This window comes from Litorivivens sp., from assembly GCF_041625495.1.
Taxonomy (GTDB): Bacteria; Pseudomonadota; Gammaproteobacteria; order Pseudomonadales; family Spongiibacteraceae; genus Litorivivens.
Map to the genome: position 1 here is coordinate 1 of NZ_JBFJTH010000144.1, position 10,017 is coordinate 10,017.

Here is a 10,017-nt window from a genome sequence, read left to right on the forward strand (position 1 = left end):
GAACACATCATGGTTGCCAATACCGCCAGCACAATCGGCCAGCCAGAGGTTATCTGACTCAACAGCATATAACCCACTGCCAGCCCCGCAACCAGAATAGACAGGGATTTACGACGCCCAAACTTATCGGAGAAGTAGCCACCCGTTGGCCGCGCCACCAGGTTCATAAACGCAAAGCCAGACGCCAACAGACCTGCTTTTACAGCGCTCAACTCAAACACTTCCATAAAGAACAGGGGCAACATGGAAACCACTGCTAGCTCTGAACCAAAGGTTACAAAATACGACACGTTCAGAATAGCAACCTGCTTGAACTTGTAGCGCTGAAATTCCGGTACCGGCGCATCAGAAAACAGATGAGAGTTAACCCGCAGTATCTGGCTGATCTGCACAACACCCACTACCGCCAATACAGCGTAAGTAGCATAGGTAGCAGTTTGCGAGAGTAAACCAAGATTTTCCGGTGATAGCTTCCAGGTTAATGTAGCCAGCGCCGCGTACATGGGCAGGCACATGCCAATATAAAAATACAGGTCGCGTTTGCTAGTAACCTCAAGACCGCCATTCTTTTTCGGCTTGAAGTAAGTTGACCCTTTTGGTGTATTGCGCGCTCGAGTGTAAAAGAACAGCCCGTATACGATCGCGATAACACCCGTTGTGGCAATAGCGTAACGCCAGCCATCTGCGCCGCCGTAGATCAACGCAAGTGTAGGCAAAGACATTGCCGCTGCGGCGCTACCAAAGTTACCCCAGCCGCCGTAAACGCCCTCAGCCAAGCCCACCTGCCGCGCAGGAAACCATTCGCTCACAAGCCGAATACCGATAACAAAACCGGCGCCAATGAAGCCCATTAGAAATCGCATCAAGGCTATGGTTTCGTAGGAGTTGGCAAAGGCAAACCCCAGACAAAGGCCGCCGCCGATCAATAGCAAAATCGTATATATGATACGTGGGCCAAACCGGTCAACCAGCATGCCGATCACAATGCGCGACGGAATTGTGAGTGCCACGTTCAAGATCATCAAGGCCTTCACCTGCTGACCGGTGAGATCAAAAGCCTCTTTAATGGAAGCTAGCATTGGTGCGTGGTTGAACCACACCATGAACGTTAGAAAAAATGCAAACCAGGATAAATGCAGCAACCGGATGTTAGCTTGCTTCACATCCAGTAGGTTGAGACTACCGCCAGACATAACAGACTCCGCTAGAGATTTAAGTATCTGCGAAGCCTTGAGCAAGGCCTATGCCAACCACAAATAAAAATCACCAAGCCTATGAGCCGCAAGGCTTTTTCACCTAACCCCACGTTCGCTACCGATGTTAACGGTGCAGCCAATGCCCCCGATTCGCTCACGCAAGCGGCGACGCACCAGCACTGTGCGTCTTTTTGGTGCCATCTCGGGCAGCGCGAGTGTCACCTTTATGGTGCGCTGCAATAAAAACCATATTATTCATGCATTTAAAGTGAGACCACCATGATTGGCACATGGCTTGCTTTATCGCTCCGCATACACGGTGCGACAGACCCTCGCACCTCGGGGAGAACTGGATAAAGGTAAGTAGCATGAGCGGAGCAACACGTCTCGTACTGGTGGGCAACGGACCCGTTGGCCACCAATTTCTGGAAACGCTTGTCGAGAGTGGCAAGGCCGATCAATTTTCCATTACGATTTTTGGTGAAGAACCACGTCCGGCCTACGACCGCGTGCACCTGACCGCCTGGTTTGAAACCCGACAAGCTGAATCCTTGAACATGGTTGAAGAAGGCTTTTACGAAAGCCAGAACATGGTGGTATATAGCGGCAAGAAAGTTACCAGCATCGATCGTTCCAACAAGGTGGTCAGCACCGAGTGCGGCACTACGGCTGAGTACGATGTGCTCGTGCTCGGCACCGGATCATACCCCTTCGTTCCGCCGGTACCGGGTCACGACCGCAACAACTGCTTTGTGTACCGCACTATTGAAGACCTTGAGGCCATTACCGCCGCCAGCCAGAACGGCAAAATTGGCGCGGTAGTGGGTGGCGGCCTGCTGGGCCTTGAAGCCGCCAAAGCGTTACACGACCTTGGCTTAAAAACCCACGTCGTGGAATTTGCACCTCGCCTTATGGCGGTTCAGGTAGACGATGGTGGTGGCAAACTCCTGCGCAAGAAAATCGAAGACCTCGGGGTTTCGGTTCACACCGGCAAAAACACACAACAAATCATTGATGGCGACAGCACCACCCACAAAATGTGCTTTGCCGACGGCGAAGAGCTGGAAACGGATCTAATCGTATTCTCTGCCGGCATCCGTCCGCAGGACGAGCTGGCGCGGCAGTCTGAGCTCGAGATTGGCGAGCGTGGCGGTATCGTGGTCAACAACTATTGCCAGACCTCCGACCCCTCTATTTATGCCGTTGGGGAATGCGCCCTGTGGGGCGGCCGCATTTTCGGCCTGATTGCTCCGGGCTGGGAGATGGCTCGCGTAGCAGCCGATCATGTGCTGGCAACCGGCGAAGACAAGCAATTTCTCGGCGCGGACATGAGCACTAAACTAAAGCTGATGGGTGTGGACGTAGCCTCAATTGGGGACGCGCACGCCAACACCCCTGGTGCCAAGTGCTATACCTTTATCGACGAGCAGACGGAAGTTTACAAGAAGCTGGTCGTTAATGAAGACGCCAGCAAAGTGCTCGGCGCTGTACTGATTGGCGATGCCGAAGACTATGGCACACTGCTGCAGTACGCACTGAACGACATCACACTGCCAGAACACCCAGAGGCCATGATTCTGCCCTCGCTCGACGGCGCTGCCGCTGCCGGGCTAGGCGTAGATGCCCTGCCTGAATCTGCTCAAATCTGTTCTTGCAATAACGTAACCAAAGGCGACCTGTGCAGCGCCATTGCCGACGGAACCCAAACCCTGGGCGACCTGAAGGCCTGCACTAAAGCCGCCACCAGTTGCGGCGGTTGTACTGCCCTCGTTGGCCAGGTGCTGAACGCGGAGCTGGCTAAACTTGGTCTAGAAGTGAATACAGACCTGTGTGAACACTTCCCCTACACCCGCCAAGAAATCTACCATCTGGTGCGCGTTGGCAAGATCAAGAGCTTCAAAGAGCTGCTGGAAAAGCACGGCAAAGGCCACGGCTGTGATATTTGTAAACCGACCGCAGCCTCTATTCTGGCAAGCTGCTGGAACGACTACATTCTGGAAGCAGACCATGCCGGCCTGCAGGACACGAACGATCGCATGTTGGCCAACATGCAAAAAAATGGCACCTACTCGATTGTTCCGCGTGTCGCCGGCGGAGAAATCACGCCCGACAAACTGATCGTACTCGGCGAGGTCGGCAAGAAATACAACCTGTACACCAAAATTACAGGCGGCCAACGCATCGACCTGTTCGGTGCCACCGTCGACCAACTGCCATTGATCTGGAAAGAACTCGTCGACGCCGGATTCGAATCTGGCCACGCCTATGGAAAATCACTGCGCACGGTTAAAAGCTGTGTCGGCTCCACCTGGTGTCGCTACGGTGTACAAGACAGTGTCGGCGCTGCCATCGATATCGAAAATCGCTACAAAGGGCTGCGCTCACCTCACAAACTTAAAATGGCAGTCTCCGGCTGCACCCGTGAATGCGCCGAGGCCCAAAGCAAAGATGTTGGCGTGATCGCCACTGAAAACGGCTGGAACCTGTATGTGTGCGGTAATGGTGGTATGAAACCACGCCATGCAGATCTGTTCGCTTCCGATATCGACACTGAAACCCTGATCAAATATATCGATCGATTCCTGATGTTTTACGTGCGCACCGCCGACCGTCTGCAGCGAACCAGTGTGTGGATGGACAATCTTGAAGGCGGACTGGAGTATCTGCAAAACGTCATCATTAACGACTCACTGGGCATCGCCGAAGAACTGGAAGCGGAATTGGCGCATGTCATCGGCACCTACCAGTGCGAGTGGAAAACCACCATCGACAACGAAGACAAAGTCAAAATGTTCCGCAGTTTCGTCAATAGTAATCAGGGCGATGACAACGTGGTCTTTGTACAAGAGCGCGGCCAAATCCGACCCGCGACCGACGAAGAACGTGAACTGGGCAAAGATCTGATTGCTGTGGCCTAACGATGACCGATACCAAAAAGGACGAAACCATGAATTGGACAGCTGTTTGTTCTATAACCGACCTCCCTCCTAACGCTGGCGTTTGCGCACTGGTAGACGGCAAACAAATTGCCATATTCAACGTGAACAATAGCGTGTACGCCCTGGACAATCGCGATCCTTTCAGCGGCGCCAACGTGCTCTCACGCGGCATCATAGGCAGCCTTGGTGACGAACTGGTCGTGGCCTCGCCGATATACAAACAGCACTTCTCACTGGCAAGCGGTCGCTGTCTTGAAGACGAGAGTCAATCCGTCAACGCATACAGTGCAAAACTCGACGGCGACACCATCATGGTATGCGCCGCTGCCCAGGCCGCTGCCTAAACGTTTATAACGACTCCCCCCCGGCCAGTCACAGTGCACTATTGCTGTGACTGGCCAACTTAATCATCGCGCATAAGGCTCCCGCAGCCAGACTACTTCCGATGTGATCACCTGCCCCTTCAATTTATCCGGCAAACTTCGCTTCGCTGCTTACCCTATGTCGTAAAGCCGGGGGAGTGCTTTTGAGCCAGCGCCTAGACCAAGCCATCCGTTAGCACCGCGTTACTCAAACCGACGAGATTGCAACTCCGGAATGCGTCCAATCGAAAGCCATTTGCCGAGCAGTCTTTTCGGCAAGCGCACGGCTATGCAATCGTTCAACCAGATGCAGACTCATATCAATACCTGCGGAAATCCCAGCTGAGGTAACCAGACCACCCTCGTCGACCCACCGACAATCCTCCACGACCTCCAGCCCCGGGAACAGTCGTCGAAAATCGGGAATATCTTCCCAGTGAGTCGTCACCCGCTTACCCTGACAAACCCCCGCCTGCGCTAACAGGAATACGCCTGTGCATACCGACGCGACCAGAGACACTCGCTGCGCCTGCGCGGCAATCCAGTTAATAACGGAGGGCTTGTCCATCTCCGCAGACTGCACGCCACCGACAACTAGCAATACGTCCAGTTCTGGGTGGTCACTGATTGTGCAGTCCGACAGCACCCGATACCCCGAGCGCGCCGCGACCACCTCATCAGACTCACTGATCAGACTTACCGCAAAAGGCTCACTGTCGGGACAGATCCGTGAGGCTGTTGTAAACACTTCGAATGGCCCGGAAAAATCCAGTACCTCAGCCAAGGGATAGATATATATACCAACCTGCTTCGCCATAAAAAAATCCGGGGTCGTATCGAGTATTATTTGACCACCCCGCCTCCTAGCCGGATAGTAATGTGGAACCGGGCAGCGCACAATCACGCGTGAGTGCGCGATCGCTCCTGATCAAAAGGGCTCGATAACCACCGTTTTTTAGCGGTTATACAAGGTGGCGTTGAGTTGGTCGAGCACCTTCCGGGTAGCGAGACCATCGTAGAAATTCGGGGTTAGCTTTGATTGGGTTTTCACGGCACTGACTACTTCCTTCAGCCACGCTGTCTGGGCGCCCATAAACTGATTCTGTTCACTCGTGATGGAGAAGGTTTCCGGTTCTTTATCAAGCGTTTTGAGCACCAGCCGCTCGTCGTTGAATAGCTCGATGGTGCCCTCGCTGCCAATAAGCGTCATGTGCGGCTCAAGAAAGGCCGGTGCTGACGCACTGATATCTACCGTAGCGCTAAAACCGTTAGCCAGTACCAGGTGAAAACTGGCTGCATCTTCTGCCGTACAAGTTTGCAACTGACCATCACGGTCGCGGCGCCGATTCTGGCTAATACTGCGAATGCCTGAACAATGCATCATATCGCTATCAGCAAGCCACAGAATATGGTCGATCAGGTGGGAACCGTAGGCACCGAGCCAGCCGCCACCGAGCGAGGCGTCAAACAACCACCCGTAGTGTCGCTCGCGTAACAGATGATTGTGAGCAAGCCAACTGCCGTGCTGCAGAGTGCCGATGACGCCGCTGTCTACGAGTTCTTTAACCTTTCTATTGGCGCTGCGACAGCGAAACTCGAAATTCAAAAAATGCGATACCTCTCTGCCTTCAACCGCATTACACATTGCCTGAGCATCGGCCACACTCACACCAAAGGGTTTATCGCACAATACAGCGCTGCCATGATCCAGCGCCAACAACACATGGTCGCGATGCATAAAGGGTGGCGAATGCACAGACACCAGATCTACGTTTTCGCTACAGGCGTTTTTTACAGCCGCGTCATCGCGTGGCGACACCACCTGCACCTCGCATCCCAGGCTTTGAAATGCCGGAGCCACCACGTTTTCACCGAAACCGGTGCCGATAACAACTATCTTCATGTCACGCCCTGTAATTTGAAATGGGTATTAGCAATAGCGTTGCCAGGAAGCACTCCGCCCCACCTACTGTCGAAAATTCGGTTGCCTGCACAGCTGCGCTAAATTTTCCTGCTCGCAGCAAATGACCGTCTCCACTTGCACGCCGTTAATATAACTTATGCCCAACATAGGCAAAAACTGTCGGCTATCTAAGACCATTTATCGTATTAACAGCGCTGCGACCAACATCTGTTGTGATTAGCCTTCAATCGACGCCAACAACCTAGCTACGGCTTCAGTTTCACGCGGGCGTACCAATCGCGCCACTTCTTCTCCGTTATTGAGCAAAATAAGGGTAGGCCAAAGCTTCACGCCAAAAGCGCGGCCCAAACGTTTACCTTTTCCGTCATAGATTTTTATATGCGGCACATCCACTGCAGTCATTGCGGTTGCCACCGCCGGCGCCGCTGCCTGGCAATGACCACACCAGGGTGCGCCAAATTCCAGTAGAAGATACCCATCGCCCGCCTGCAATTCAGACAAAGTCGGTTCGGCGTCATGGTAAGTTGGATCAAATGACATCTTTGTTTACTCAGATAGCGGTGGCTGACGCTGCTCTTGCGCCAAAATATTCGCAGCTGTCGTAAGCAATCCACCACTGGCAGGCAGGGTGGCGCCAGTCATCCAGCGCGCCTCGTCCGACACCACAAATGAAACAATATCGGCAATGTCTTCAGGCTCACCTAAACGGCCAAGCGCTGTCCAGGCCGGCACCTTATCGGTCCATGCCTGTCCGGCAATGCGATCGGTCTTCGTTGTGCCCGGCGCCACGGTATTGGCGGTTATCTGACGGCTCCCCAGCTCTTGCGCGGCGGAGCGAATAAAGGCCTCCGCTCCCGCCTTGGCCGCCGACAGCGCAGAGGCGCCATAGGCCGGGTGCGCAGCGGCGCCCGACGAGATCAGTACAACGCGTCCGTGCTCACTTTCCGTTATTCGCGCAAACTCCGCCGTGGACAACATTACCGCGCGCAGATTAAGGGCCAGCGTTTTATTCAGAGCATCGGTATCCACATTTACGAGCATACCGCCGCCACTGCCGCCGGCATTGCACACCAGAATATCCAGCGCCTTGCGAAAGGCAAAGGCCTCACGCACGATCGCCACCGGAACATCTTCAGTCGTCAAATCGCCCTGAACAACCTCTGCTATGCCACCAGCCTCGCGAATATTGCAAACAACCTGTTTGGCTGCATCGATATTCTCGTTAGCGTGTACCACCACCATCGCACCGTCTGCTGCCAGCCGCCGCGCAATCGCTGCGCCAATGCCACGTGACGAACCTGTTACCAGCGCTACCCTGCCTTTTAACTTCATCTGTATTACCAATATTTGTCGCTGACAGGCTCATGCGCCAGCATTAAATAGAGTCGTCTAACCTGCGCTGAAAAAAGCCGTCGCAGCATTATAGGTCAACGCAAACAACGGCAATGTCGACAGACTAAACAGCGTAAAGCGTACTTCGATCTTGTTGACCAACACCTGTACCAAGCTGTGAACTATACGCAAGCCCACATACGCCCAGGCCAGCATTGCATTGGCACCCTCGCCTTCACCGAGCACCGCCAACGTAATTGCCAGGGCATAAAAAATCGTGGGCTGCTCCATCAGGTGGTTGTAGTTGTCGGCCTTCCAGCGCACCTTGGGCGGCAACTGAGCCATCTGCTGTCCATTAGGCGCATTCGGGTCCAGCTCCATTTTGGCGGCCGCGATCGCCGGTATGCGAGTGGCGTACATCCAGATCCACATCACCAGCGACCAGGCCACCAGAACTATCACTGAACCGAGAATCGGGCTATTTTCCATCATGCTTATCTCTCCAGAGTTTATTGTTGTCATCCAGTCAGAGTAATTGCTGCCTTGGCAGACCCTCCAGCATAAGCGATTCCTTGGCTACAACCAATGCGACCGCTCGGGTATAGCCGGCTCAGTCAAGCCGCTGGCGCCTGCAGCGGCAAACCGGGATAATACCGCCCACATTTCCGCAAGCGCCCCTTAATCATGTCTCTAGCAACTCTCCGACTCGCCAAAAACGAAGAACGCCGACTGCGCGGTGGCCATCTTTGGATCTACAGCAATGAAGTGGATACCAAGGCCACCCCACTCAAAGGCTTCAGCGCCGGGCAACAGGTGGTGGTGGAAGCCGCCAACGGCAAAGCGTTGGGCGTCGCCTACGTTAACCCCCAATCACTGATCTGTGCGCGCATGCTTGATAGCGGCCAAACCGCCTTTGGCCAGAAACAGATAGAGCAACGGCTCAAGCAGGCCCTGGAACTGCGCCAGCAACTTTTTCCGAACCCATGCTATCGCTTGATCTACGGTGAAAGTGACCTACTGCCTGGACTGGTCGTTGACCGCTTCGGTGACCACCTTGCTGTTCAATTCAATACCGCCGGCATGGAAGCCCTGCGTGAGCCAGTGATCAACGCCTTGCAAAAAATACTCGACCCCGCCTCCATTTTACTGCGCAACGACGCATCCGTTCGCACACTTGAAGGCCTGCCAGAAGAAGTCTCCTGTGTGTATGGCACCTCGCCTGAAGATGTGGAGCTAATTGAAAACGGCGTGCGCTTCCTGGCACCGCTCAGCAGCGGCCAGAAAACTGGCTGGTTCTACGATCAACGCCCGAATAGAGCGTGGCTGCGTGAGCTTGTTCCCGGCAAACGGGTACTGGATGTATTCAGTTATGTGGGAAGCTTTGGTGTGCAGGCCGCCGTCTTTGGCGCCGAGGAAGTGTGGTGCAATGACGCCTCAGAATTGGCCCTCGACAAGGCACACACTAACGCAGATTTAAACGGTGTTGGTGAGCGCATGAACACGCTGCAGGGTGATGCCTTCGACGCACTCAAGCAGCTCAAAGACGATGAGCAGCGATTTGATGTGATCGTGGTCGACCCGCCAGCTTTTATCAAACGTAAAAAAGACCAAAAGCAGGGCATTCAGGCTTACCGGCGTATTAACGAACTGGCTATGCGTCTGCTCAACCCCGGCGGCTATCTGATTTCCGCGTCCTGCTCCATGCATATGCCGCGTGAGGAATTGCTGGATATCATCCGCGCTGCTTCACGACACGTAGATCGCAATGCGCAGATTCTGGCAGAAGGCATGCAAGGACCTGACCATCCTGTACATCCGGCGATTCCGGAAACCCGGTATTTGAAAGCGGTATTGAGCCGCATTAATCGCTAGCAGGAAACACAAACTGGGGAATAGCTTTGCTCCGTTCCCCTTTACCGCGGGAGCGCCCAATCGCTTATCGTGTTAGACCAAACGGTCGCCGTATTCACTCATCCACCACTCAAAACCTGCAACCACCTCAGGTTCATAGATATCTTCCAGATGGACAATCCGCCCGTCCTCGAAGGTGGCGATTTCCAGACCGCCAATCACCAGATCGGGTAGACCCTCTTTTTTGTATTCTGCTCGCCAGGTCAACTTGAACTGGTTGTCTGTTATGGCAGCGTCCACCAGCGAGGGTGTTCTACTATCAAAACGCCGATCAATCTTATTCACATTATCTCTAAGATAGGCAATAACCTTTTCCCGCCCATTGAGCGTTTGTCCATTGCCCGGCAGATAGC

The 10,017-nt window shown here is 54.0% G+C and carries 10 protein-coding genes; 3 read left to right on the plus strand and 7 right to left on the minus strand.

Annotation, left to right across the window (positions count from 1 at the left end; all coding sequences use genetic code 11):
• On the minus strand, positions 1-1,193 hold a 1,193-nt coding region (locus ABYP39_RS14525), incomplete at its 3' end, for an MFS transporter (RefSeq protein WP_372783217.1).
• 371 nt (positions 1,194-1,564) lie between these two features.
• Between ABYP39_RS14525 and nirB the strand changes: the two genes are divergently transcribed.
• Together nirB and nirD are read left to right on the plus strand one after the other, a co-directional pair.
• Positions 1,565-4,114: a nitrite reductase large subunit NirB gene (gene nirB, locus ABYP39_RS14530; RefSeq protein WP_372783219.1), complete on the plus strand. Its 2,550-nt coding sequence runs from the start codon at positions 1,565-1,567 to the stop codon at positions 4,112-4,114.
• 29 nt (positions 4,115-4,143) lie between these two features.
• The gene (gene nirD / locus ABYP39_RS14535) at positions 4,144-4,479 is read left to right on the plus strand and encodes a nitrite reductase small subunit NirD (protein WP_372783221.1); all 336 of its coding nucleotides are present in this window, start codon (positions 4,144-4,146) and stop codon (positions 4,477-4,479) included.
• Positions 4,480-4,705: 226 nt separating this feature from the next.
• On the opposite strand, the gene ABYP39_RS14540 is transcribed toward nirD, so the two are convergent.
• From ABYP39_RS14540 to ABYP39_RS14560, 5 genes are all read right to left on the minus strand, one after another.
• Positions 4,706-5,314 (minus strand): DJ-1/PfpI family protein, encoded by a 609-nt coding sequence (locus ABYP39_RS14540; RefSeq protein WP_372783223.1) that lies wholly within the window; start codon positions 5,312-5,314, stop codon positions 4,706-4,708.
• A 138-nt stretch (positions 5,315-5,452) separates the two neighbouring features.
• Positions 5,453-6,400 carry a Gfo/Idh/MocA family protein gene (locus ABYP39_RS14545; protein WP_372748593.1) on the minus strand — a complete coding sequence of 316 codons (948 nt, stop codon included), beginning with the start codon at positions 6,398-6,400 and terminating at the stop codon, positions 5,453-5,455.
• 237 nt (positions 6,401-6,637) lie between these two features.
• Positions 6,638-6,961 (minus strand): thioredoxin family protein, encoded by a 324-nt coding sequence (locus tag ABYP39_RS14550; protein ID WP_372748592.1) that lies wholly within the window; start codon positions 6,959-6,961, stop codon positions 6,638-6,640.
• A 6-nt stretch (positions 6,962-6,967) separates the two neighbouring features.
• Complete coding sequence (locus ABYP39_RS14555) at positions 6,968-7,753, minus strand: SDR family NAD(P)-dependent oxidoreductase (RefSeq protein WP_372748591.1); 786 nt, start codon at positions 7,751-7,753, stop codon at positions 6,968-6,970.
• Between the two features lie 57 nt (positions 7,754-7,810).
• Positions 7,811-8,245, minus strand: a complete 435-nt coding sequence (locus ABYP39_RS14560; RefSeq protein ID WP_372748590.1) for an MAPEG family protein — start codon at positions 8,243-8,245, stop codon at positions 7,811-7,813.
• Between the two features lie 192 nt (positions 8,246-8,437).
• Here ABYP39_RS14560 and ABYP39_RS14565 point away from each other — a divergent pair, with 192 nt between their 5' ends.
• The gene (locus ABYP39_RS14565; RefSeq protein ID WP_372748589.1) at positions 8,438-9,625 is read left to right on the plus strand and encodes a class I SAM-dependent rRNA methyltransferase; all 1,188 of its coding nucleotides are present in this window, start codon (positions 8,438-8,440) and stop codon (positions 9,623-9,625) included.
• Between the two features lie 72 nt (positions 9,626-9,697).
• Here the strand turns inward: ABYP39_RS14565 and ABYP39_RS14570 are convergent.
• Positions 9,698-10,017 (minus strand): hypothetical protein (locus ABYP39_RS14570; protein ID WP_372783225.1); only part of this gene is annotated, 320 nt, incomplete at its 5' end.

Bases quoted from the DNA above. Each gene is read 5' to 3' on its own strand.
- nirB (WP_372783219.1), top strand. From the start codon at position 1,565: ATGAGCGGAGCAACACGTCTCGTACTGGTGGGCAACGGACCCGTTGGC.
- nirD (WP_372783221.1), top strand. From the start codon at position 4,144: ATGAATTGGACAGCTGTTTGTTCTATAACCGACCTCCCTCCTAACGCT.
- ABYP39_RS14540 (WP_372783223.1), bottom strand. From the start codon at position 5,314: ATGGCGAAGCAGGTTGGTATATATATCTATCCCTTGGCTGAGGTACTG.
- ABYP39_RS14545 (WP_372748593.1), bottom strand. From the start codon at position 6,400: ATGAAGATAGTTGTTATCGGCACCGGTTTCGGTGAAAACGTGGTGGCT.
- ABYP39_RS14550 (WP_372748592.1), bottom strand. From the start codon at position 6,961: ATGTCATTTGATCCAACTTACCATGACGCCGAACCGACTTTGTCTGAA.
- ABYP39_RS14555 (WP_372748591.1), bottom strand. From the start codon at position 7,753: ATGAAGTTAAAAGGCAGGGTAGCGCTGGTAACAGGTTCGTCACGTGGC.
- ABYP39_RS14560 (WP_372748590.1), bottom strand. From the start codon at position 8,245: ATGATGGAAAATAGCCCGATTCTCGGTTCAGTGATAGTTCTGGTGGCC.
- ABYP39_RS14565 (WP_372748589.1), top strand. From the start codon at position 8,438: ATGTCTCTAGCAACTCTCCGACTCGCCAAAAACGAAGAACGCCGACTG.